The organism is Azospirillum canadense, from assembly GCF_025961225.1.
In the GTDB taxonomy this organism is placed as follows: domain Bacteria; phylum Pseudomonadota; class Alphaproteobacteria; order Azospirillales; family Azospirillaceae; genus Azospirillum; species Azospirillum canadense.
Genome location: NZ_JAOQNG010000004.1, coordinates 321,314 through 344,165 on the forward strand (window position 1 = coordinate 321,314; position 22,852 = coordinate 344,165).

Here is a 22,852-nt window from a genome sequence, read left to right on the forward strand (position 1 = left end):
GCCTCCGTCAGCGCTGGTGGAAGGGCGGGGCCATCGCCACGAAGGCGGCGATGCGGCGCAGCCGGGCGTCGCCGTCGCGGCTGCCGGGCGCCAGCGTGGCGTCGGGACCGAGCTTCATCCCGGCCAGGATGGCGGCGGTGACGTCCGGCGCGGGATCCCGCCCGAACAGGACGCGCTGCCAGTGGTCCACCGCCGGGCCGGCGGCGACCGGGCCGGAAAAATGCCGGGCCGGGTCTGGCGCGCCGGTCTTCCACCAGTTCTCGGCAAGGCCGAGCAGCAGCGACCAGCGCCGGCGCATGGCGGCGGCGCCCAGCCACGCGTCCATGATGTCCGGATGCCCGTTGGGTGCCGGCCAGCCGAACAGCTTCTGCCCGCTGCCGTCCAGCTCCCCCAGCAGGCCATTGGTGGCGGTCAGGTCGGTGCCGGTGGCGCGGGCGAAGGAGGCCACCAGCTCCAGCGGGCGCTTGACCTTGCCGCCCCAGCTGCGCGCGAAGTCCGCGGACAGGGCGATGGCGCGCACCACGCGGGCGATCTGGTCGGGCTTGCGCCGGTTCTCCGTCCACACTCGCGCGGCCAGGACGACGAGGGCGTCCGGCGGCTCGTCGCAGACCAGCCGGCGGCACAGCTTGGCGCAGAGGTTGCGGGCGGTCGCCGGGTGGTCGGCCACGAGGTCCAGCACGCGCCGCCCATCGGCCATGGGCGCCTGGAAAGGGTCGAACTCCCGCGCCAGGACGCGTTTCTGGTAGTTGTCGTGCCAAGCCTCGACGTAGGTGAAGCGCCCGGTCGCCGGCAGTCGCACGTCCCCGCCCAGCCCGGCGCCGTCCTCGACGGTCCAGCCGGTGAAGGCGCGCGCCGCCTCGTACACGTCCTGGTCGATGTAGCCGGCGGGCTCCCCCTTCGCGGCGCCGGGCACGTCGCGCCAGCGGTTGTACAGCGCGTTCAGGTAGGCGCCGCGCCCCAGCCCGTGCAGCTCGAACAGCTCGCGCGCGTAGTTCTCGTTGGCGATGCCGGCGCGGGAGGAGCGGTTGTTCAGATAGGCCAGCATGGCGGTGCTGGTCGCCACCGCCTCCAGGAACTCCCGGAAATTGCCCAGCGCGTGGCGGCGGATGACCTCGCGGTCGTAGACCGGCAGCGCCGCCGCCACCGTCTGGTCGCCGGCGGCGTTGACGTTGAAGTGGTTGTGCCAGAAGTCGGCCATCACCTCGCGCAGCTGCCTTTGGCCGTGCACGGCGCGGATCACCGTGGCGGCGGCGACCTCCAGCCGCGGCATCTGCCGTTCCGCGCCGGGCATCGGCTTGCGGTTGTCGGCGAGCGGCCACAGCGCCTCGATGGGCTTGTCCAGGCTGGCGAGCGTCCGCTCCTCGTCCATCGCCGCCCAGCCTTCGGCGGCCGCGTAGCGGATGCGCAGGCGCGCGTCGGCAAGGTGGCGCTCCACCGCCGCATCGTCCGGCTCGCCGGGGGCGAGCTGCCGGTCGAGCCAGCGGGCCAGCCCCTCGCGCTGCAACGCCTCCGCATCGCCGGGGCGCGGGCCGAAGGCCAGGCGGTTCAGGGCGATGACGGGCAGGGGTGGCGGCGGCAAGGTCATGGACGGCGCGACCGTTGGGCGGTTCGCCGGATTATGGGCGCGGAACCGGCCGAACGATAGGGCGAAATGACGGCCGGTTCGGCCCTCACCGACCCTCCACCTGCGGCAGGCCTTCCGCCGACAGGCGGTCCTGGACGCGGGTCGACACTTCCTCGGCGGCGGTCCAGCGGGTGGCGCCGGGGACGGGCGTGTAGGTTAGCGCGTAGCGTCCCACGGCGTTGCGGTCCACCGTGTGGATGCCCATGAAGGCCACATTTGCGCTGCGGTCCTGGAGGATGGCGCGGCACTGCGCCAGCGCGCCGCGCAGCACGGCGACCGCCCGCTCCGGCGCGACGTCGGGCGGCAGAAGCACGTGCTGCACGTCGCCCAGCGGGGAGCGGCGGGAGTAGTTCACCAGCACCGTCTCCGCGACCTTGCTGTTGGGGATGCAGCGGACATAGCCGAACCCGTCCTCCAGCCGCGTGGTGCGCCAGGACATGTCGGCGACGCGGGCGGGATCCTGGTCGCCGAACTTGATCGTGTCGCCGAGCGAGAAGGGCCGCTCCAGGCTCAGCACAATCCCGGCGAAGATGTTGGACAGGTTCGTCTGGATCGCCATGCCGATGATCAGGGTGATCAGGCCCGAGGTCGCCAGCAGGCTGGTCAGCGGCTGGTTGAAGACGAAGGCTATGATCCCGAACAGGCACAGCAGCAGGATGACCGACGACACCGAATGGCGCAGGATCGCCGGCACCCGCCGCTCCGTCCGCCGCTCCAGCGGTTCCCACAGGAAGCGCTTGATGGCGACGTTCAGGCCATAGGCGCCCAGCAGCCACCAGGCAGCCTGGAACCCGCGCTCGATGTTGTCGAGATAGACGAAGGGCAGGCGCTCCTGCAGGCTCTCGATGCTGTAGGCGCGGGCGACCGACAGGGCGACGGCGGCGGTCGCCACCTCCACCGCCAGCAGCGGCAGCCGCGCGCGCGGGGCCCGGACGGACCGGTTGGCGACGCCGGCCACCAGCAGCATCCCCAGCGCGCCGGCCAGGATCAGGCCGTGCTTGTCCGGCAGGACGCTGACCAGCGACTGGCTGGCGATCTCGTCCAGCCGGACCACCGCGGCGAAGGTGGAGTAGAGCGCCACGCCCTTGTCCTGGCTGATGTGGCGCGGGTCGCCCAGCGTGGAAACCGACGCCACGCCCTGGAAGACGGTTGCCTCCCGCACCTGCCAGCCCTGCGCCTCCAGCGCCGGGGCAAGCGCGCGCAGCGACTGCGTGTAGCCGGCGCCGTCGCTCATGCCCATGCCGGGGAGGTCGGCGACGTAGAGCAGGCGGTTGGACGGCTGTGTGCGGTGGCGGAACTCCACGCCGATGGTGGGGTGGCGGTAGGAGCGCATGCCCGGCACGAAGTCGATGCGGAAGGTCCCGGAAAAGCGCACGCGGCGGTAGACGATGCCGGACTCGGTCTTATCCTCGGCCCGGACCTCCTGCGTGACGGGGCCGACGGCGTTCAGGAAGACGATGTCGGACGGCTCCGTGGTCGCCGGATCCCGGGCCGGGTCGCGATCGGTGCGGGCGAAGCGGAACCAGACCTCGCCGGTCAGATCCGCCGTGAAGGCGCCAAGGTCCACCTTCGCGACGTCGTGCAGCAGAAGCCCGGAAAAGGCCACCTGGGTCCGTTCGAACAGCCGGTCGCCGACGTTGATGACCTGGCCCGCCTTGACCATGTCCGGCAGCCGCGCGCCGTGCGGCAGCTTGCGCAGGGTCTGGAACTGCGCGAAGTCGGAGACCAGCTCGCCGTTCTGGTAGCGGGCGATGGCCGCGGGGCGGCTGGCGTTGCCGTGGTCGTCGAAGAAGACGGGGCCGGCGATGCCCTCCACTGCCGTCTCCACGCTGTTCATCCCGTCCAGCCCGTTGCGGACGTTGCGGCGCAGCGTGGCGGGGGGAACGTTCGCCGCCCCGCCGCTCTGCCGGATCGCCTCCACCACCGCGCGGCCGGCGTCGTAGGCGAGTGCGGCGCGCCAGTCCGGCGCTTGGCCGAAGCGGCGCCCGTACTGCTCCCGGAAGAAGCCCGCGGCGCGCCCCGCCGTGTCGTAGACGACCGAGGACGCGATGGTGATGCCGTTGGAGTAGAATCCGGGGGTGCGGCGCTCGTTGGGCAGGGACTGGAACAGGCGGGGGAAGTCGATGCGGTCCAGTGAGTCCGGCCCGATCAGCGTCACATCCTCCAGCCCGGCGTCGCGCACCGCCTGGACGACGGGCACCGCCTCCTCCGGGTAGAGCGCCATGAACAGCACCCGTGGCCCCGTCGTCTGGCGCAGCCGCTCGATCAGGCGGCCGATGGCGGCGCGCGTCTCCGGCCCGTTGCCGGCCTCCACGACCTCCGGCTCGGCCACGCCCATGTTCAGCCCCTTGGCCTCCGACTGGATCAGCGCGATCAGCTGGCGGGCGTAGCTGTGGCTGCCGGCGGCGATCAGCAGCTCGCCGGGCTTGAACACCGCGTGGATGTACTGGGTGAGGAAGCGGCCCAGGAAGTCGTTGTTGAAGACGGTGCGGAACAGCCACTCGTTCCCCTCCGTCACGTCGGTGGAGGTCGAGGCGGGGGAGATCGCGGCGATGCCGTGCGTGGCGTAGACGGGGCCGGCCGCCTTGGTCGCGGCGCTCAGCCGGTGCCCGATCACCGCGACAGCGTCGCTGTCGCGCACCAGCTTGGCGGCGGCGGCCTTGCTTGTCTCCACCTCGCCGCCGTCGTCGAACACCTCCAGCCGCAGGGGCCGGCCGTCGATGCCGCCCGCCCGGTTCACGTCCTCCACCAGCAGCCGCACCCCGTTGACCATGGTGGCCCCGGTGCCGCCGGGCTGGGGGTGGTCGGTCGCCACGGCCAGCGTGATGGCCTTGCGGCCGTTTCCGTTGCCCAGCCCGACCGCGTCCAGCAGCCCCGCCACGCCGGGGGGCATGGCGTCCGCCCCGAACCAGCTCCATCCCAGGGCCGCGACCAGCAGGGCGATGACCAGCGTGGTCGGGTTCATCACCCGGTTCGGGGACCGTGCGTTTTTCTTCATCTTCATGACGTCGGGTCCATCAGTCGGTGTCCGTGGCCCTGTCCACCGCGCCGTCCGTGGCCGTTGCCGGGGAAGCGACCCGCGCCTGGAGCCGCCGCCGGGCGCGCGCCATCAGCAGGTTCAGGGGGAAGCAGAACAGGAAGAACCACGTCATCGCGTACAGGTAGATCCACAGCATCAGGCCGCTACGGCCGGTCGCCCCGATCACCGTGTTGCAGCGCGACACGATCTCGCCGACGCCGATGACCGACGCGGTGGAGGACGCCATCACGATGACCACGAAGTAGGAGGTCCAGCCGGGGATGAAGAGCAGCGCTGTTCCCCGGTTGCCGCTCCGCCACTCGCCGATGGCGGTGGACAGGTTGTCCGATACGAAGCCGACCACGGCGATGGCCAGGGCGAGGGACGCCTTCACCCATGCCGGGAAGCGATAGACGGTGTCGTCGATCTCAAACTCCACCGGAATGACGAAGGCCAGGTAGAACAGCACCACGAAGGTCGGTACGTTGCGGGTGAAGGCGGTCAGGGCAAGGCTGCTCCGCACCAGCCCCGGGCGCGCGGCCGTGCGCATGACCGCCAGCGCCGTGCCCAGCACGCTGCCGATCGCCATCGCGGTCAGCGAGATCACGATGTTCCAGACGAACCCGCCGGCCAGGAACGGTGTCCAGGTGATCAGCGCTCGCGCGGTCTCAAGCGGTTCCATGGCGCACCATCCTGCGTTCCAGCATGCCGAACAGGCGCACGACCAGCAGCACGATCAGGAAGTAGGTCACCATCAGGACGTTCATCATGACGCCGGCATTGCCCTGGTCGGCCACGATGGCGGCGGACGACGAGATCAGCTCGGGCACGCCGATGGCGCTGGCCATGCCGGTGGCCTTGACCACGTTGACCAGCGTGGCGACCAACGGCCCGTAGGCGACGCGCAGCGCCGCCGGCAACGATGACCGCAGCGAGGACGGGTGCAGGCGGAAGCCCGCCTCGTGCTCCCTCACATGGGCGGCGGCCTCCAAGAAGGCGAAGAGATTGGCCGCACCGGCGTACAGCGACAGGCACAGCGCGGTCACCGTGACGCCGTCGAAGGTCCAGCCGTAGGTTCTGACCACCACGCTGCCGATGCCGAAGAACACCACATAGACCTGGAGGAGCGGTGGAGTCATCCGGGCGAAGGTGGCGAGCCCCTTCACCGCGCGGCTGAGCAGCGGGATGCGGGCCTCGACGGTGATCGCGCCGGCGACGCCGACCAGCAGGCTGCCGGCCAGGCACAGGGCGATCAGCTCCAGCGTCACCAGCAGGCCGTGCAGGAAATGGCCGCGGTCGTAGTCGTCGTAGACGATCGTGACGTTGAGGCCCGTCAGCTCCTTCATCAGCAGGCCGGCACGGTGCAGGCCGCCGACGTCCGTCGAGGTCAGGACCGCCTTGTTGCGGCATTCCGCCGGCCATTCGCCGTCGGGCTGGCGCGTGCAGAGGAGTTTGCCGTTGGGCCCGCGGCGCTGCCACAGCTCGTGTGCGCCGGACAGGAAGGCGGACGGCTTCAGGTTCCAGCGGCGCTCGATCTCTATCAGCAGGCCGGAACGGTGCCAGTCGGCCACCATGTCGGACAGCGTGCGCTCATAGGCCGTGCCGTGTTCGCTCATCGCGATGGCCATGCCCCAATTCAAAGGCATGCTGGAGGCCAGGGGCATGCCGTAGCCCTTCCATTCCGGGCTGAACAGGTCGCTGGCGATGGCCGTGTCGTCGTACAGCCAGCCGACGCAGCGCCGGTCGCGCAGGGCCAGCTTGGCGTCCCGCGTGCCGTTGAAAACCTTGAGATCCAACAGATAGCGTTGCGCCATGGGGCGGTTGAACAGCGCTCCCTGGGTGGCGCAGATCGTCCGGCCGCGCAGGTCGGCCCAGTCCGTCATCGGCGTGTCGAGCGGCATCAGCAGGTTGACGCCGCTGGCGTAATAATCCGGTTCGATGATGGTGGTCAGTTGGCGCCGCTGTGCCGTGTCGCCCAGCGTGGCGATGATCAGATCGACGCTTCCCTCTTCCAGCTTCTGCAGGCGGTTGGCGCTGTTGACGCCGACGAGCTGGAGCTGGACGTCCAACGCCTTCGCGATCTCCCAGGCGAGGTCCGGCTCAAAGCCGACGAGCCCGCCGTCGATGTCGAGCATGCCGAAGGGCGGATAGTCACCCTTCACGCCGACCATCAGCGTGCCGCGCTTGCGGATCAGGTCCAGGCGGTCGGCGGCGGCCTCCCCGCTGGAGAGGCCGCACAGAAGGATCAGGAACAGGGCCGCGACCGATCGTAAGCCCATGGGGTCAGCCCGCCTCCGCCGGGACGGGGCTGGGGGTCGTTGTGGTCCGGCCGGAATCAGGTTGGGCCTGTTCGGGCGTCTCCGGCATGTCGCGCTCGGCCATCGCCAGGAAGCCGTAGGCGAAGCGCACCGGCAGGATCGCGCCGAGCAGCCGGTCGAGCCCCTGGAGCAGCAGGGACGACACCACCCCGCTTTCCGGCAGCACGCTCTCCGCCTCCAGGGCCGTCACGGAAAAGCCGGCCTCCTCCAACTCCCCGACGAAGCTTTCCGGCGTGTAGAGGTGGTAGTAGAGCGTGATCTCCCGGTCCCCGGAATCGATGGGCGCGTGGCGGGTGTAGGTGATGTCGCCCGGTTCCAGCTCGCCGCGGTCGATCCGCTCCCGGCTGGCCGCCTGCTCCGCGTGGAAGCGGCGCCGCGCGTTGGGGACGGAGGCGATCAGCCGGCCGCCCGGCCGCAGCATCGACGCCACCCGGCGCAGCGTCTCCAGCCGGCCCGCGCGCGTCGGCACATGGCCCAGCACGCCGAACATCATCAGGGCCAGGTCGAAGGGCGCCAGCGGCTCGGCCTCGCGGGTGAAGTCCTCCAGGTCGCCGTCGATCAGGACGAGGCGGCCATTGTCCAGGTGCTCCCGGCAGCGCGCGCCCAGATCGTCCAGCGCCACGCGGCTGATGTCGTAGCCGATGACCCGCGCGTCGGTGTGGTACAGCAGGGGGGCCGCGTAGCGCCCGTCGCCGCAGCCGAAATCCAGGACGCGGTTGCCGACCTCCTCGACCGAGCGGGCGACCAGGGCGAAGACCTCCTCGTTGGGCGTGGGGTAGCGGTATTTATACAGACCTGTCTTGTAATATTCGTCGTAGTTGCGGGTGATGTCGACGGGCTGGGTGGGGGGCGCAGCGGGGGGCTGGGTGGGCTTCATGGAATTCTCCGGTGTGTCGGTGGCGGCGTCTGGCGCGGGTTCCGCGCGCGCCGTCCATGGTGTCGGGCGTGGGTTCGATCAGGGCCGCAGCCAGGACCCGCCTTGCTCTTTCGTCTCGGCCGGTGCCGGCGACGGAGCGGGTGCAGGGGTGGCCGAGGGAGCAGGTGCGGGAGCAGGCGCAGCCGAAGGAGCGGGCGTGGGGGCCGGGGCCGGCTCGTCCGGCTCGTCCTGCGCGGGCGGCGGTGGGGGCGGCGCTGCTGCGGGCGGGGGCAGCGCGGGCGGCGCGGATTCGGCGGGCGCCTGGACCTCGGCCGGCAGCGGCAACGCGGCGGGCCGGTCGGCGCCGATGCTCCCACCACCGGACGCGCCGCCCGAACCGCCGCCCGAACCGCCGTCATACGGCTTGGCCGGCTCCGCGCCTTCGGTCGGGAACATCGATTCCACCTTGGTGACCAGCTGGTTCAGAATCCGGTGGAGCAGCGTCGCGGAAAAGCCGCCGAGCAGCGCCAGGATCGGCTTGCCCATGGTCTTGCCGTCCTGGAAGTCGATGCCGACCATCTCCGCCAGGATCAGGCCCGACATCACGCCCATGGCGATGCGCATCCAGTAGGTGGACTCGTATTTCGGCTCGTAGGTGCCCTCGCTGACGAACTTGTGGGCGGCGAACAGCACGTGGAAGCAGGACCCGATGCCGGCCGCCGCGATGATGAAGGCGAGGTTGACCATCAGCACGGTGCCGCTCAGGGAATAGATGCTGCCCGCGATGGTCTCCTTGTTCAGGTTCGGGGACAGGCTGGTGCCGATGAACATCGCCACGAACACCACCGCACCCATCATCAGGCGGCGGATGTTGGGCAACGGCCCCAGGATGGAGACCCAGGAATCGCGCGCCGGGTCGGTCTGCATCAGGTACAGCGTGTGCGGCTTGGCCGGCGCCACCAGATGGGCCAGCTGGCCGTGCAGCACCGCCAGCTCCACCACCTCGGAGGACGCCAGCGTGTCCATGGCCCCGCTGCGCACGCTGTCCAGAAGGGCGAGGCCGCCGTGGATGTCCGTCGGCAGCATCATGCCGGAGCCGAGCGCGTACTGAACCATCGCGTCGCATTCGTCCAGCAGCTGGGACCGCATGATCGGCGGCGCCAGGTCGACCGTGTCCGCCGAGGCGTCTTCGGCAAACGAAGAATTGTTGGAGCGTCCGAAATCGCGGGCCATGTCCGTTCCTAGCTGTCCGGCGGTGGGACCGCCGGAAGGGATCGCGCGCGGGCCGGGAAGGGACGCCCGGCCCGCGGCGGATCAGGCGTTCACCTGCTTCATGTACAGGTGCATGCCGTTGCCGTTGTGGATGCCGGTGAAGCCGCGCTGGCGCAGGCCCTCGCTCGGCACCTCGGTGATCACCCCGGCCAGCAGGTGGACGGAACAGCCGCGGTGCTCCGCGACGGCGGCGATCTTCGACAGCCGGTTCATCGCCTCGTCGGCCTTGGTCAGGAAGTTGGATTCCTGCGAGGTCTGGCACAGGACGAAGACGGCGATCCGCTCGGCGGCGGGGGACTGGGCGTTCAGCAGCAGGTCGATGCCGGGCCCCTCGTCCGCCAGCACACGGACGTCGCGCTGGATGTCCGCCTTCGGGAAGCGGTCGCGCATCCAGGCGGCGAAGTCCGTCTGCAGCCACCGCGACCAGCCGGCGCCGTGCGCGCTGATGTCGTCGAAGTACCGCGCGCGGGCCCACTCGTCGAGGCGGGTGGCGAGGGTGTTGAGGTCGATCTTCATGGCAGTCCTTTCGGGCAGTCCTTTCGGGCGTTCCCGTCGGGGCGCACCTCCCCGTTCCCGGACTCCGGCGTCGCCGGGGCCCGGGCGGGCGTGCGCTCTCTCGGGGAGCGGGGGTGGGGAAGGAATGACCCGGTGCGCGTCGCACCGGGCCGGCATCACGCGATGGCCAGAACCCACTTCGCGCGGGCCAAGCGGGCTTCGCGGTCTTCCAGGCCGTTGTAGCCGCCGTTGATGCGGCGGGTCAGTTCGCGGACGTTGTCCTCGTCGGCCCACTGGTTCAGCTTGCGGCTGGTCCAGTACCAGCAGGCCACGTCGATGGCGAGTTCCGGGTCGTCGGCGACCTGGCGCGGGTTGTCGCCCGTCACGAGGTCGCGGCCGATGGCCTCGCCGTAGCGGGTGTAGTTGGACCGGCCGGTCAGCTGGACCAGCCCGCGCCCCTTGAAGCGCTTGCCGTCGCCCGGCTGGGTGTTGCCCAGGTCCTTGCGGCCCTCGTAGGCGCTGCCGTCGGCGATCTCCTCCTGGTAGCGGAAGTCGCCGCACTCATGCCCGACCTGCGCCAGGAAATGGGCGACGCGCAGCGGGGTGTCGATGCCGTTGCGCTCCAGGCAGTTCAGCAGCGGCTCGTGGTAGCGCTTGATGTGCGCCTCGGTCGCGCCGGTCATGATGGTCCACAGCTTTTCCTTGGTCAGGCCGCGCGGCAGCCGGTCCTGGAAAGCCTTCATGGTCTGGTCGCCCGGCTCGGCGCGGCCGTTCGACATCACCCCGGCGTGGCGCTGGAAGGCGTTCAGCACGCCGACGGTGCCGGAGCCGCACATCCCGTCCGCCGCCAGCGGCTTTTCCAGCCCGCAGGCCGCCGCGTTCATGTTGAGCAGAAGCTGGATGCGTTTGACGTCGCCCTTGTCGTTGCGGCCGTTCTGGCCGACGGAACCCGTGATGCACATCGCGAGAAGCCTCCTGTTGGTCTTGTTGGCCGGGCACGCCGGCGGCGGATCAGCCGGCCGCGCCCTGGCCGCGCGCGGTGCGCTCCACACGGGTCTTGTGGACCAGCTTGTTCTTCGCGTCGAAGATGGTGATGTCCGCCTTGTCCGAGCCGTCGGGCGTGACCTGCGCATGGCCATTCCGCAGGGAGTCGCAGTGCGGGCCGTTGCCGCTGTCCAGGGTCAGCAGAAAGGTCTTGTCGTTCACGCCGGAGAACTGCAGCGTCGACTTGCAGACCCAGGGCGCGCCCCAGACGATGTCGCCGGCGCGGCTGCCGCGCGGCTGGTCGGTGATGATCATCGTCATCGGGACGGGGACGGGCCGTCCCTCCTTCACGACTTCGCCGCTCCAGACGCCCTCGATGGGCTTGGTCGTCGGGACCTGGGCGATACCGGGCACGGCGGTGCTCACGGCCAGGGCCAGCATCAGGCCGGCGCCGGCGATCAGGGTGCGTCGCATGGAAATGTCTCCTCAGTGTTGAAGGTCTTGGATGAAGGCCGGAAGCTGTTCCGGCCAGTCGTCGGGAAGGTTGCGCAGCGCGACGGACGCCACCGCCGCCAGCGCCAGCAGGACCGCCACCAGCGTCATGGGGGAGCGCTTCTTCCGCCGGCCCCGCACGGCGGGGCGCCGCGGAACGGGGGTGCGGCGGGGGCGGGCGGGGTCGGGCCGCGCCGGCGGGAGCGGTTGCGGCTGCGGTTGGGGCGGTTGCGCACGGTGTTCCGCGCTGGGTTCCGGTGCCGCCGTGTCCTCCGGCGGAGCCGGGTCGGGCTTCGGCGCCGGGTCCGGCTCCCGCTTCGGCGGCGGGACGATGGACTCCGTGTCCACGACGCGGCGCAGGGACGTCGCCTGGTCGTTGGACAGCGCGATGCGGAAGGAACCGTTACTGTTGCTCATGGCCGCCCTCCCCGGCATCGGGTTTGCCATCCTCGGGTTTGCCATCGGGTTTGAAGCTGTCGAGCAGCTGGCCTTCGAGCGACACGTCCACCGTGCCGTTCTCCGCCAGCTCCAGCGCGAGCCGGAACAGCTTCGCGTTTTCCGGCGCCCCCTCCGCCGCGCCCAGCGAGAGCACGGTGTCGTTCGGGTCGTCGGGGGAGGGGTGCTCCTCCACGACCACCGGCAGTTCCAGCGTCAGCTTCGTCATCCGCAGCGCCATCGGGCGAAGCAGGGCGAGCATCGGCACGGACACATGGGCCGGCCGGCCGGCCCCGCCGGCGTCCTCCGGCGCGATCTCGATGTTCACGTTCCAGTCGGCCCCGATCCGGGGGCTGCCCTCGCCACCGGCGCCGGGACCGGCTTCGGGATCGCCGCTCCAGTCCACCAGGACGGGGTCCATCTTCGACAGCCGGTCGATGCGGTCCGCCTCCCAGCGGTCCATGTCCGCGCGCACGGACTGGGCGGCCGCGCGCAGGACGTGGATAAGCTCCTCCATGCCGATCATCGCCGCGGCCCCCGCTATTCTTCGAGCCAGTGGGGCCGGCGGGCGAAGCCGACATGGTAGATCATGCATTGCAGCACGACCTGGTGCTCGCCGATGTTCAGGAGGGTGAAGGTCTTCTCGATGCCCACGATGCGGCCCCGCGGCGGGCCGGCGAGGCATCGGTTGAGGAGGTCGGCCGCGGACCGGGCCTCCTCTTCCGACGCAAGCTTCTCCGGGTCGGTGCTGCCGACCACGATGCGCTTGATGTAACCGACGTCAGTGAGATCAAACATGTCTGGTCGCCTGCCCGGAGAGAATGTGCATGCGTGGGGTCAGGCCTTCACGGTGAAGGCCTCAGTGGGCGTTGTTCGGCGTTACTCCGCCGCGGCGCCGGAGCCGATCCGCTTGTCGCCTTCCTTCTTCTCGACCTGCTTGGGCGCGACCGACTGGGACAGCATGTCGAGCACGCGGGCCAGGCCTTCGGGCATGCCGTTGTCCTCGGCGTGGACCTCGACGTGGTACTTGGCCGACTGGTCGGTTTGGCGGGTGTTCTCCTTGTGGGAGGCGACCGAGCCGGTCATCTTGACGCTGGCCTTCACCGGGCCCCAGCCGCCGGACACGCTGGCCTGGATCTCCGCCTTGGCGTCCGTGGACTCGGCCTGCCGCTCGGAGTTCTTCACCTCCATGTCGAAGGTGATGTCCACCTTGTTGACGGCCAGCGACGGGATCTTCACCACGGCCAGCAGGGGCACGTCGATGGACACGCGCTCGCTGCCGCTGCCATCCTCGGTCGGACGGTCGTACTTGAACGACACGGTGCGGATGTCGCCGACGGCGCGGCTGTCCTTCTTCATCTCCTCGGCCGTCGGCGGCATGAAGCCGACCACCTTGATGAAGTCGGCCGTCGCGTTGGCCAGGCGGACCTGCGCCTCGCAGGCCGCCATCAGCGGGCCACCGATCAGGTCGCCCATGGGAAGGCCGCGGAACTGGTCACCCATGTTGATAGGCATTGCTTTTCCCTTTCATTGGTCAGATTTGCCAATCGGTTGAATTTGCAAATTGGTTAGATTTGCTTGTCGAGGTGCTGGATCAGCCTTGCCATGCCGTCAGACGGCTCCTGGCTCTCGACCTTGAGGGTGACGCGGGCCATCGAGCCCGCGCCACGATCGCGGGGAGCGCCCATATCGACGCTCAGTGACTTGTGGGCGCCCTCGACCGGCCCTTCGCCGTCGCCGTCGGAGGGGGCCTTGTCGGCAAGCCCGTTCAGGGCAACGTCGAACTGGATCTCGACGTCCTTGATGTTGAGAAGCTGCGGCCCAACCAGCGACAGCAGCGGCACATGCACCAGCCGCTCGTCCTCGGGCTCGGCGTCGATGTCCAGCGACGGCAGGCGGACGTCCACGCTGACCGGGCGGTTGTTCTCGTCGAAGTACTGGCGGACGGTCGCGATCTGGAAGCGTTGGACCTTGTCCTGCGCATCGGCGACGGCGCCGGCGATGGATTGGATCAGGTCGTGGAGCGTAAGTCCGGACACGGGATCGATTCCTCATTCTGAGTGGTGGGACTTTGCGAGCGGCGGCCCGCTCGCACAAAAATCGCCGCATGACCCAAAAACAAACCCACGACGACGGACGACCTTTAAAAATAAAGGTTTCGTCGTCCAAATGTGCAGCTTGCTTCTTTTAAAGTATTAAAAGTTTGTCTTGCGGCATTTGTTTAACACGAGGGCGTAAGAGCGCGAGGTTTTTCCATGGACCTGATGTCTCATTCCGCTGTACGGCCGGCATCAACATTCCATGGTGTGGATCTTCGCGCGGACGCGGCGGGTCATTCGCGGTCGGGGGCGGGGTGCGCTTCGCCGTCGAACACCACGTCGATCCGCCGGACGCAGGAAGTTTCGGTGCGGCTCTCGCTGCGCTGCTCGCGCCGGTAGGTTCCCTCGACTTTGGCCCTGAGCAGGCTGGGGTCCGGGGCGGTGCCCGAAGTGGTGGTGCCCGAAATTCCCGAAGGCGTTGCAACCATTGTCGGTCTCCTGGTGCGTCGTGGCGGTGAGGACGAGCGACCGGACGGCCGCAAGCCGTTCGGACGGTTCCACCCCGCAAGCGGCCTTTCGTGGCCGGAAACGGCACCAGGACGCATCGCCGCGCCGCGCGCGGACCGCTGCGCCATGCCATGCCCTCAATCAAATCGACGAAAGAAGATAATGATCGAAGGTTAAATCATGCCTTTGTATGATAAAGACAGGAAATGCCGTTGCTGGTGCCCATGAGGCGGAACGGCTGTTTTTCTACATCATAAAGATCGTCATGTTTTGACCTTGTGTCTCAAAACTATTGTTTGAATGTTTCTAAATTGAAGTGGATATTCAAATATTAGTGACATTTTCTCGTGCGCATAATACGCCGAAATACGTACGGTGTTGCCTTGATAGACCGCGTCGCGCTGATTAGAGACGGAAGCTAGTCCAACACGCTGCCAATAATATTACAAATATGCCGCCCGGCGACGTCGGGGGGGACGGGGAGTGGTGCGCGTTCTTTGGTGACGATGGGCAACTTAACTCAGACGAGCATGGTGTATTCGGATATGTTGAATGAGGGAAGCGCGCTCCATTTCGACCTCAACGAAATGCCGGAGAACGAACGTATGCCGCTGTGGCGGGACGTCTTCCGACCGCTGTTCGACGTCGAACCCATAAGCGACGGCGGGCCGTTCGGCGGCCAGCTGTCTGTGGCCCGGCTCGGACGGGCGCTGGTGGTGCGGTGCACGGGGGAGCGGCAACGCTTCGTCCGATCCATCGGCCACGCCGCGGCGACCGGCCTGGACCACATCGTCGTGCAGGCCTTCCTCCAAGGAGGGGCGGAGGCGCAATGCGCCGGCCGGGCGGTCCGCATCGACCCCGGCGACATCGCCCTGCTCGACCTCGGCCACCCCACTGTCATCGAGACGGAGGCCTTCCGCAGCGTCATGCTCCTGCTGCCGCGCGACCTGATCGCCGCCACCCTGGGGCAGGGCACGCTGCACGGCATGGTGCTGCCGGCAAGGCTGACCATGACGCGCCTGTTCGAAAGCCACCTGTCCACGCTCGCCACCGTGGCGACGACCATGGACCGGCTGGAGGCGGACGCCGCGCTGAAGTCCTCCGTGCTGATGCTGGAACGCACGTCGGCGCTGGTCAGCGACAATTTTCCGGACTCGCTGCAGATGATGCGGACGACCTGCCGCCTGTCGATCCTGGACTACATCGACGCCAACCTCAGCGACCACCGGCTGACGCCGACCCGGCTGGCCGACGCCTTCCGCATGTCGCGCGCCACGCTGTACCGGCTGTTCGGCAAGGACGGCGGCGTGGCGGCCCTGATCCAGAACCGCCGGCTCGACCGCTGCTACATGGAGATTACCCGGCCGAGCCGGGGCGGCCGGGTGTCGATCAGCGAAGTCGCCTACACGCACGGCTTCACCAGCGACGCGCATTTCAGCCGCGCCTTCCGGCGGCGCTTCGGCCTCAGCCCGCGGGAAGCGCGAGCCCGGTCGCGGGAAACGACCGCCGCCCCGGTTTCGCTTCCTGCGCGCCGCGACGCGGAGACGCTGGCGCATTGGCTGACCAGCCTGCGGCGAAGCCCCGCCGCCACGAACTGACGGCGGACCCGACCGAAAGTCGGGCTTACGGGCGAGGGGCGAGCAGGGGCTCGATGCCCTCGTTCGCGACGCAGCGGGGTTGATCGGCGCCGTCGGCGACGATCGCCTCCGCCGCGGCCGCGCCGGGCGCGATCCACGCTGGCGCGCGGCGGACGCAAACGGTCATGCGTTCATCGCACGGCTCCCCACCGGAGTCCGTGGGTGTGTTTTTGTGCATTGCAACATAGATTTCCCAGGCTTGGATGATTGGGGCGGGTGCCCCGGAACGCAGCGCCGTGGGCTTTTCGGCCAAGTGGCCGAAGGACGGTACAGTCGCCGGTGCGCAGGCGAGGGATCAGCATGCAGGACGGATCGAACCGGTGGGACGACGCCGGGCAGGACTTGAACTTTCTAACCGCCACCGCCGCGGCCGGCGTGGTCGTGTCCGGTCTCGTCATGGCCGGCTGGTGGTCGCTCGCCGCGGCGAGCCCGGTGGCGGACACGGACGTCGTCGACCAGGGCGTGCACAACCTCGACCCCGCCGAATGCCGGTCCACGCTGGCCACCGTGCTCAGCGAGTTCCGCAGCGATCCCCGCGTCCTGTGGGTCTGGGCGGAGGAGAGTGCACCGGCCCGGATCGGTTATCCCGTCACGACGGTGGACACCGCCGCGACGCGCGAGGCGCCGCGCCCCTACGCCTTCCGGCCGGACGTCGCGGCGGCGCCCGCGGAGGCCTGCGGCTTCCAGCGGAACTCCCTGCACGCCCTGTCGCTGGGCGGTGTCGCCGGACCCCTTATGGAGCCGACGCCGGAGCCCTGGCAGGTCGGCGTCGGGCCGTGACGCGGCCCGGGTTCCGGCTTTCGGCACCCGCCTTGCGCCCCCCTTGTGCCCGATGTCATATCCTCGACCTACCCCGTCGGAAGAATGGACGGGGAACGCCGTGACGGCCTAGCATCCCCTTCATCCGCAATGTTTTTTGGCGGCAATGCTTTTGGTGGCAATGCCTGCCCCGGATCGGAGGCGTCATCGTGCGTGATGAAGCCGACATGTCCGCCAACATGCCCGCCGACGCGCTCGACCGGCCTTCCGGTGCCGCCCATTCCGGTGCGATTGCGTCCAACCATTTTCCGAACGGTGCGACGCCCGTGCGCTGGCTGTCCTGCGGCCAATGCCCTGTCCAGGACGTCAGCGTGTGCCGCCGCGTCGACCGGCGCGACATCGACCGGCTGTTTCCCCACGGCGCGCGGACGAGCGCCCGGAAAGCCGGGGTCCCGCTGTTCCACCAGGGCGAGCCGTTCGATCACATCCTCATCGTGCAGTCCGGCTGGGCCGTGATCTACAAGCTGTTCGAGGACGGGCGACGGCAGATCATCCGCTTCGCCATGCCCGGCGACCTGATCGGCTTCGAGGGCTCCGGGGACAGCGGCATGGCCTACAGCGCCGATGCCATCACCGACATGACGGTCTGCGCCATCAAGCGGGCGGTGTTCTACCGGGTCTGCGCGGAGTCCCCCAGGCTCGCCATGAACTTCGCGTCGATGGTAACGCGCGAGGCCCTGGCCGCCTGGAACCACGTCGGCGCGTTGGGGCAACAGGCCGCCCTTGGGCGGGTCGCCAACCTCCTGCTCGACCTGCACCGGCGCATCACCTCGCAACGCGAAATTGACGGTGGACCGCAGGCCGGGACGGTCCTGCACCTGCCGCTCAGCCAGATCCACATCGCCGACGCGACGGGGCTGACCCCTGTCCACGTCTGCCGAACGCTGAAGCAGCTGAAGGCCGAGCGCCTCCTGGAATTCCGCAAGGGAGACCTGGTGCTGCTCGACCCCGGCCGTCTCGCCCGGATCGCGCAGCTGGATCCCGACCCCGGTCCCAACATCGGCACGTCTGCCGCCGCCTGACCGCCGCTTCAGGTCAGGAAGCGGAAGCAGTGCTCGTCGCAGGTGACGGCGGGCAGGCCGCGCGCCTGCAGCCCCTTGTTCAAGGCGTCCAAATGCCGCCGGCCGATCTCGTGGATCAGCTCCGGATCGGGGCCGCCGTACAGGTGCCGCAGGTAGGTCGCCAGGATCACGCCGTCCGTGCCGTCCTGGGCCGCGGTCCGGGCCAGCGAATCCACAAGGCCGGCGATTGCGGCCTTGGTCACGGCCGGACGTTTGACGAGGGTATGGGCGGCGGCTTCGGTGTTCATGGCAATCTCGCGGATGTCGGAATGGGGCGATTCACTCCGGGATTTTCGGACCATGGCTGGACGCAGCATTAAACCAGATCAAGTCCGAGGGGGGCCTTCGGCGCCATGCTGGCCCGCCGCGGAGGAGAAACCGATGGACAACCAGCACACCCCCGAGAAGACGGCCCCCAAGAAGATGAACGGCCACGCCCACCGCCCCGACTCCCGGCCAACCAATCCGGCGCACGTCCGGGCGGTGTTCACCGGATGGGACTCCGCCCATGGCCGGGAGATCTGGGCCACCGACGGCCGCTCCGCGCGCCCGGTGAAGGACATCGCGCCGGGATCGGACCCCTCGGACCCGCAGGAGCTGACGACGGTCGGAAAGACCGTTTTCTTCACGGCTGACGACGGCACGCACGGGGTGGAGCTGTGGAAGACCGACGGGACGGGGTCCGGCACGGCGCTGGTCAAGGACATCGAGCCGCCCGGCGCCTCCTTCGACCCTGGCCATCTGACCGCGGCCGGCCGCCGGCTCTACTTCACGGCCGACGACGGCACGCACGGGACCGAGCTGTGGACGAGCGACGGCACCGCCGCCGGGACGCGGATGGTGACCGACCTGCGGCAGGGCGGGGCCAGCGCCTTCCCCACCGAGCTGACGGCGGTGGGGCGCGATCTGTATTTCAGCGCCAACGACGGCACGCACGGGGTGGCGCTGTGGAAGACCAACGGCACGGCCTCCGGCACCACGCTGGTCAAGGACTTCATTCCCGGCAGCTTCGACCCACCGACGCCTTACAGCCAAGCGCCGCAGCACCTGACCGCCGTCGGCAAGGACCTGTTCCTGACCTCGCGGCAGGGCGGCTTCAACATCGGCCTGTGGAAGACCGACGGCACGGCGGAGGGGACCGTCCTGCTGAAGAACGACCTGTTCGACGACCCGCGCAGCGGCTTCATCACCAATCTGGAGGCTGCCGGGAACACGCTGTTCTTCAACACCGGCTTCGCGCTGTGGAAGTCGGACGGCACGCCGGAGGGCACGCAGAAGGTGAAGTCCTTCGCCTCCTTGCCGGAAACGAACCCCAACAACCTGACCGCCGCGGGCAAGAACCTGTTCTTCACCGCCAACGACGGCGTGCATGGGCGGGAGCTGTGGTTTTCCGACGGCACCACGGACGGTACGCACCTCGTGAAGGACATCACGCCGGGCAGCGGGAGTTCCGCCGTCAGCAACCTGACCGCGCTCGGCAAGGAACTGTTCTTCACGGCGGGGGAGGGGCAGGGCGCCCCGGACCTGTGGATGAGCGACGGCACCGCCGCCGGCACCCACAGGGTCAAGGACGCCGCCTCCAACGACGGCTGGTCGTCGCCCGCCGACCTGAGCGTGGTCGACAACCGGCTGTTCTTCAGCGCGACCGATTTGAACCAGGACCGCGTGTTGTTCTCCGTCGACGCCGGCGGGGGCCACGTGACCCGGATCGGCAGCGCCGACCCGGCCTTCCCGTCCTTCGACCCGCATTCGGTGACGCCGATCTGAAGGTCAGAACCCCACGTCAGAACAGGACGTCAGAACAGGACGTCCTGCTCCCGGCGCAGGCGGAGCAGCGTGCTGTCGGCGTCGAGGTCCACATCGGCCATGGTCAGCGCCTGTCCTTTGGCGACCGGGCGCGCGACGCGCCGGCCGGCGGCGAGGTAGTAGGGGACCGGCGCGTCCGCCTCCAGCCGGCGGCCGGGCAGGATCAGCGGATCGACCGCGGGGATGGCGTGCCGCGCCTCCATCGCCAGCGTCTCGCCCACGGCGAGGTCGCGCACCGCGCGGGCGGCGAGGTCCACCCGCGGCAGCACCTCCTCCCCACCCGTGGAGCGGCCGAGCCCGGCCGCCGACAGGACGGAGGCCGGCGCCTCCACCCCCAACAGGTGCACGGGGTTGTGCAGCAGCAGGTAACGGCCGTCCGGGCTCGCCGGGATGCCCTTGCCGCCCAGCAGGCGCCCGGTCGCCGGGTCGGGCGTCTCCACCACCACGAAGACTCCGCCCGCGAAGCTCAGCTCGTCCGGCCGGCGCAGGCAGGCGAAGACGTCCACGGCGCCGCGCCGTCCGAGGATGCCGCCATCCTCCGCCGGGCGGAAGATGGACGGCAGCTCCACCGTGCGCGCCACGGGGGCGTGCAACTCCGGCCGGTCGGCCGACAGGCCGGTGTGGTTGGCGACCACGGCCAACTCGCAGAGATCCGGCACGGTGGCGGTCTCCAGCCCCGGCACCACGCGGTCGGCCAGCGCCGCGCGCGGATCGGTGCCGACGTCGAACAGGCGCCCATAGCCCGGCACGGCGACGGTGCGGCCCCAGCAGGTGACCGTCTCCGCCACCGGGTCGAAGACATAGTCGGACTCGCCCGCCTTCCCCGCCGCGACGACCGGCAGGCCGAGCAGGCGGGCGCGGGCGATCAGGCCCATCAGCAGGCTCGGCTGGTCGCCGTCCACCGGCGTGTGCACCAGCCCGGCCGCCTTGGCGCGGCGCGACAGCAGGGGGCCGATCACCACCTCCGTCTCCTTCGTCGCCAGCGCGAGGTGGTAGCCGGACGCCAGCGCCAGCTCGGCAACGCGCGCCGCCGCCTCCGGCTGGCCGGTCGCCTCGACGACGATGCTCAACGGCAGGTCGGCGAGCAGGGCGAGGTCGGCAACCACCGCCACCTTGCGGGTTTCGATCGCGCCGAGGATCGCAGCGCGGCTGTCGCAGACGGCGAGGTCCTCCGCCGCGTAGCCGCCGCTGCGCAGCGCGTTGCGCGCGCGTTCGAGGTCGCGGTCGCAGACCACGCGCAGGGCGAGCGCCGGGATGCGGCGCGCCTGCGCGGCAAAGGTCGCGCCGAACTCTCCGGCGCCGACCAGCGCGACGGCGATGGGCTGAAGCATGGGCATGTCTCCTCCTTCCCGGCGGTGCGTCCGCGGGCTGCCCCGGCTTTGTTTGCCGGGTTGTGGTGGTGGTTGATGCGTGTGCGGGGATTCACCACCAAGGCACCAAGACACCAAGATCAAACCTGCCTTCGCGTCGGCTCCGGTTCGCGTGTCGGGCCGGACGCCTCACTTGGTGTCTTGGTGCCTTGGTGGTGAAAATCCGTCAAATCGCGTGCTGCACGCGGTCCCAGGTGGCTTCCAGGTGGTGGGTCAGCGCCTTGGCCAAGCGCTCGCCGTCGCGGGCCTCCAGCGCCGCGATCATATCCTCATGGTCGGCGACGGCCGCGGCCCAGGTGTCCGGCGTCTCGTTGCCGATGAAGCGGATCCGCTTCAGCCGCGCCTGGAGCATGCCGTGGACCGAGGCCAGAGCCTCGTTGCCCGAAATCCGGATGAAGGCGGTGTGGATCGCCTGGTTCAGCTTGAAGTAGGGGAGCCGGTTCCGCACCCGGTACAGCTCCATCATCTCGTCGTGCATGCGCCGGACCTGGCGGATGTCCGCGTCGCTGGCGTTCTGGCAGGCAAGGCGGCCGGCCAGATCCTCCAGCGTGGTCAGGACCGTCAGCATGTCCTTCACGTCCTTGGCGGTCAGCTTGCGGACCAGCGCGCCGCGGCTCGGCACCAGCTCCACCAGCCCTTCCATGGCCAGCACCTTCAGCGCCTCGCGCAGCGGGGTGCGGGAGATGCCGAGCTGCTGGCCCAGCTGCCCCTCGTGGATGCGGGACCCGGCGGGAAGCGTGCCCTCGATGATCATGTCGCGCACGCGGGTCACCACGACGTCGTGCAGCGTCGGGCGTTCGATGCGCCCTCCCTCGATCCCCGGAAGAGCCTGTTCCTCAACGTCCAGCGCCGCCCGATCCGCCCTCATCACCGACACTCCCGCCACAGTCGTAGCCGCAACCGTACCCGACCACGCCTGAAAAGAATGCACGCGGGCCGGGTCGGCGTCAATGACCTGAATGCTGAATTCAGCATTCAACACGCAACATGCTTGATGCGGCTATTTGTTCGTGTTACGCATAATCGGGATACGAAGCCAATCCAGGGAGTTGCCTGTGGCATCTCAGCCGCAAACCGCTGCCCATCAGCGCCCGACCATCGCGCTGGCGATGGGCGATCCCGCCGGCATCAGCCCGGAACTGACCGCCAAGCTGCTGGCGCTCGACGAGGTGCGCGCGGCGGCCCGTCTGGTCGTCTTCGGCGACCGCCGCGTGCTGGAGGAAGGGGCGCGCGTCGCCGGCCTTTCGCTCGACATCGACATCGTGCAGCCGGGTGCGCCGACGTACGCCGCGGAGAAGCCGGTCCTTGTGGACCTCGGCCACCTCGACCCGGCGGACGTGACGCGCGGCGCCGCGACTGCGGTCGGCGGGGCCTTCGCAACGGAGAATTTCCGACGGGCCCTGCGCATGGCCCAGGCGGGTCAGGCCGACGCGGTGTGCTTCACGCCCTTCAACAAGCAGGCGATGCGCACCGTCTACGCCGGCTACGACGACGAGATCCGCTTCGTCGCCGACGTGATCGGGTTCGAAGGGGCGGCGCGCGAGTTCAACGTGCTGGAAGGGCTGTGGAACGCCCGCGTCACCTCGCACATCCCGCTGAAAGACGTGGCGGCCAGCCTGACGACGGAGGCCATCCTTGCGGAGTTGGACCTGACCGACCGTTGCCTGCGCGCCGCCGGCTTCGCCAACCCGCGGATCGCCGTGGCCGGGCTGAACCCCCACGCGGGCGACGGCGGCAACTTCGGGCGGGAGGAAATCGACGTGATCGAGCCGGCCGTGCGGATGGCTGTGGAGCGCGGCTACAACGCCTCCGGCCCTTATCCGGCGGACACCGTGTTCCTGCGCGCCAAGGGGGGCGCCTTCGACGCGGTGCTGACCATGTACCACGACCAGGGCCAGATCGCGATGAAGCTGATGGGCTTCGACCGGGGTGTCACGCTGCTGGGCGGCTTTCCGTTCCCGATCTGCACGCCGGCCCACGGCACCGCCTACGACATCGCCGGGCGCGGCATCGCCAACATCGGCGCCAGCCGGCAGGCGCTTCTGCTCGCCGCCCGCATGGCCGCGAAAACCACCGACAGGGAGGCCGCACCGCGCCTTGCCGCGGGGTAACCGAGCC

The 22,852-nt window shown here is 69.4% G+C and carries 24 protein-coding genes; 5 read left to right on the top strand and 19 right to left on the bottom strand.

Annotated features, from left to right (window positions below; all coding sequences use genetic code 11):
- Positions 1-7 precede the first annotated feature (7 nt).
- The 15 genes from M2351_RS23005 to M2351_RS23075 all read right to left on the bottom strand — a co-directional run bounded on the left by M2351_RS23005 (position 8) and on the right by M2351_RS23075 (position 14,022).
- Positions 8-1,585 (bottom strand): DUF1800 domain-containing protein, encoded by a 1,578-nt coding sequence (locus M2351_RS23005; RefSeq protein WP_264658382.1) that lies wholly within the window; start codon positions 1,583-1,585, stop codon positions 8-10.
- Positions 1,586-1,670: 85 nt separating this feature from the next.
- Complete coding sequence (locus M2351_RS23010) at positions 1,671-4,628, bottom strand: ABC transporter substrate-binding protein (protein WP_264658383.1); 2,958 nt, start codon at positions 4,626-4,628, stop codon at positions 1,671-1,673.
- A gap of 13 nt (positions 4,629-4,641) precedes the next feature.
- Positions 4,642-5,325: an ABC transporter permease subunit gene (locus tag M2351_RS23015; protein WP_264658384.1), complete on the bottom strand. Its 684-nt coding sequence runs from the start codon at positions 5,323-5,325 to the stop codon at positions 4,642-4,644.
- Positions 5,312-6,922, bottom strand: a complete 1,611-nt coding sequence (locus M2351_RS23020; RefSeq protein ID WP_264658385.1) for a transporter substrate-binding domain-containing protein — start codon at positions 6,920-6,922, stop codon at positions 5,312-5,314. The genes M2351_RS23015 and M2351_RS23020 overlap by 14 nt, the downstream gene beginning before the upstream one ends.
- A gap of 4 nt (positions 6,923-6,926) precedes the next feature.
- Entirely contained in the window at positions 6,927-7,838 is a 912-nt protein-coding gene (locus M2351_RS23025; protein ID WP_264658386.1) for a class I SAM-dependent methyltransferase, read from the bottom strand.
- Between the two features lie 78 nt (positions 7,839-7,916).
- The gene (locus M2351_RS23030; RefSeq protein WP_264658387.1) at positions 7,917-9,050 is read right to left on the bottom strand and encodes a hypothetical protein; all 1,134 of its coding nucleotides are present in this window, start codon (positions 9,048-9,050) and stop codon (positions 7,917-7,919) included.
- 81 nt (positions 9,051-9,131) lie between these two features.
- Positions 9,132-9,605, bottom strand: a complete 474-nt coding sequence (locus M2351_RS23035; RefSeq protein ID WP_264658388.1) for a hypothetical protein — start codon at positions 9,603-9,605, stop codon at positions 9,132-9,134.
- Positions 9,606-9,760: 155 nt separating this feature from the next.
- Positions 9,761-10,546 (bottom strand): glycoside hydrolase family 19 protein, encoded by a 786-nt coding sequence (locus M2351_RS23040; RefSeq protein ID WP_264658389.1) that lies wholly within the window; start codon positions 10,544-10,546, stop codon positions 9,761-9,763.
- Positions 10,547-10,595: 49 nt separating this feature from the next.
- Positions 10,596-11,042, bottom strand: a complete 447-nt coding sequence (locus M2351_RS23045; protein WP_264658390.1) for a hypothetical protein — start codon at positions 11,040-11,042, stop codon at positions 10,596-10,598.
- A gap of 12 nt (positions 11,043-11,054) precedes the next feature.
- Entirely contained in the window at positions 11,055-11,477 is a 423-nt protein-coding gene (locus tag M2351_RS23050) for a hypothetical protein (protein ID WP_264658391.1), read from the bottom strand.
- On the bottom strand, positions 11,464-12,012 hold the full coding sequence (locus M2351_RS23055) for a hypothetical protein (RefSeq protein WP_264658392.1): 549 nt from the start codon (positions 12,010-12,012) through the stop codon (positions 11,464-11,466). Before M2351_RS23055 ends, M2351_RS23050 begins: the two co-directional genes overlap by 14 nt.
- Positions 12,013-12,035: 23 nt before the next feature.
- A complete protein-coding gene (locus tag M2351_RS23060) occupies positions 12,036-12,293 on the bottom strand; it encodes a hypothetical protein (protein ID WP_264658393.1) in 258 nt (85 codons plus the stop codon).
- Between the two features lie 81 nt (positions 12,294-12,374).
- Positions 12,375-13,010, bottom strand: coding sequence for a DUF2589 domain-containing protein (locus M2351_RS23065; protein ID WP_264658394.1), 636 nt, complete (start codon positions 13,008-13,010; stop codon positions 12,375-12,377).
- A gap of 53 nt (positions 13,011-13,063) precedes the next feature.
- Complete coding sequence (locus tag M2351_RS23070) at positions 13,064-13,534, bottom strand: DUF2589 domain-containing protein (RefSeq protein ID WP_264658395.1); 471 nt, start codon at positions 13,532-13,534, stop codon at positions 13,064-13,066.
- 293 nt (positions 13,535-13,827) lie between these two features.
- A complete protein-coding gene (locus tag M2351_RS23075) occupies positions 13,828-14,022 on the bottom strand; it encodes a hypothetical protein (RefSeq protein WP_264658396.1) in 195 nt (64 codons plus the stop codon).
- Positions 14,023-14,646: 624 nt separating this feature from the next.
- Here M2351_RS23075 and M2351_RS23080 point away from each other — a divergent pair.
- Entirely contained in the window at positions 14,647-15,639 is a 993-nt protein-coding gene (locus tag M2351_RS23080; protein WP_264658397.1) for an AraC-like ligand-binding domain-containing protein, read from the top strand.
- A gap of 25 nt (positions 15,640-15,664) precedes the next feature.
- Here the strand turns inward: M2351_RS23080 and M2351_RS23085 are convergent, their stop codons facing one another.
- Complete coding sequence (locus M2351_RS23085; protein ID WP_264658398.1) at positions 15,665-15,805, bottom strand: hypothetical protein; 141 nt, start codon at positions 15,803-15,805, stop codon at positions 15,665-15,667.
- A gap of 173 nt (positions 15,806-15,978) precedes the next feature.
- On the opposite strand from M2351_RS23085, the gene M2351_RS23090 reads away from it, so the two are divergent.
- Together M2351_RS23090 and M2351_RS23095 are read left to right on the top strand one after the other, a co-directional pair.
- Positions 15,979-16,458, top strand: a complete 480-nt coding sequence (locus M2351_RS23090; protein ID WP_264658399.1) for a hypothetical protein — start codon at positions 15,979-15,981, stop codon at positions 16,456-16,458.
- A 188-nt stretch (positions 16,459-16,646) separates the two neighbouring features.
- On the top strand, positions 16,647-17,519 hold the full coding sequence (locus M2351_RS23095; protein WP_264658400.1) for a Crp/Fnr family transcriptional regulator: 873 nt from the start codon (positions 16,647-16,649) through the stop codon (positions 17,517-17,519).
- An 8-nt stretch (positions 17,520-17,527) separates the two neighbouring features.
- Here M2351_RS23095 and M2351_RS23100 read toward each other — a convergent pair whose 3' ends face one another.
- Positions 17,528-17,806: a hypothetical protein gene (locus M2351_RS23100; RefSeq protein ID WP_264658401.1), complete on the bottom strand. Its 279-nt coding sequence runs from the start codon at positions 17,804-17,806 to the stop codon at positions 17,528-17,530.
- A 133-nt stretch (positions 17,807-17,939) separates the two neighbouring features.
- On the opposite strand from M2351_RS23100, the gene M2351_RS23105 reads away from it, so the two are divergent.
- On the top strand, positions 17,940-19,325 hold the full coding sequence (locus M2351_RS23105; RefSeq protein ID WP_264658402.1) for an ELWxxDGT repeat protein: 1,386 nt from the start codon (positions 17,940-17,942) through the stop codon (positions 19,323-19,325).
- Between the two features lie 29 nt (positions 19,326-19,354).
- On the opposite strand, the gene M2351_RS23110 is transcribed toward M2351_RS23105, so the two are convergent.
- Both M2351_RS23110 and M2351_RS23115 read right to left on the bottom strand, forming a co-directional pair.
- Positions 19,355-20,695 carry a homoserine dehydrogenase gene (locus tag M2351_RS23110; RefSeq protein ID WP_264658403.1) on the bottom strand — a complete coding sequence of 447 codons (1,341 nt, stop codon included), beginning with the start codon at positions 20,693-20,695 and terminating at the stop codon, positions 19,355-19,357.
- Positions 20,696-20,900: 205 nt separating this feature from the next.
- Complete coding sequence (locus M2351_RS23115) at positions 20,901-21,602, bottom strand: GntR family transcriptional regulator (protein ID WP_264658404.1); 702 nt, start codon at positions 21,600-21,602, stop codon at positions 20,901-20,903.
- Between the two features lie 187 nt (positions 21,603-21,789).
- Here M2351_RS23115 and M2351_RS23120 point away from each other — a divergent pair, with 187 nt between their 5' ends.
- On the top strand, positions 21,790-22,845 hold the full coding sequence (locus tag M2351_RS23120) for a 4-hydroxythreonine-4-phosphate dehydrogenase PdxA (RefSeq protein WP_264658405.1): 1,056 nt from the start codon (positions 21,790-21,792) through the stop codon (positions 22,843-22,845).
- The last annotated feature ends 7 nt before the right edge of the window (positions 22,846-22,852 follow it).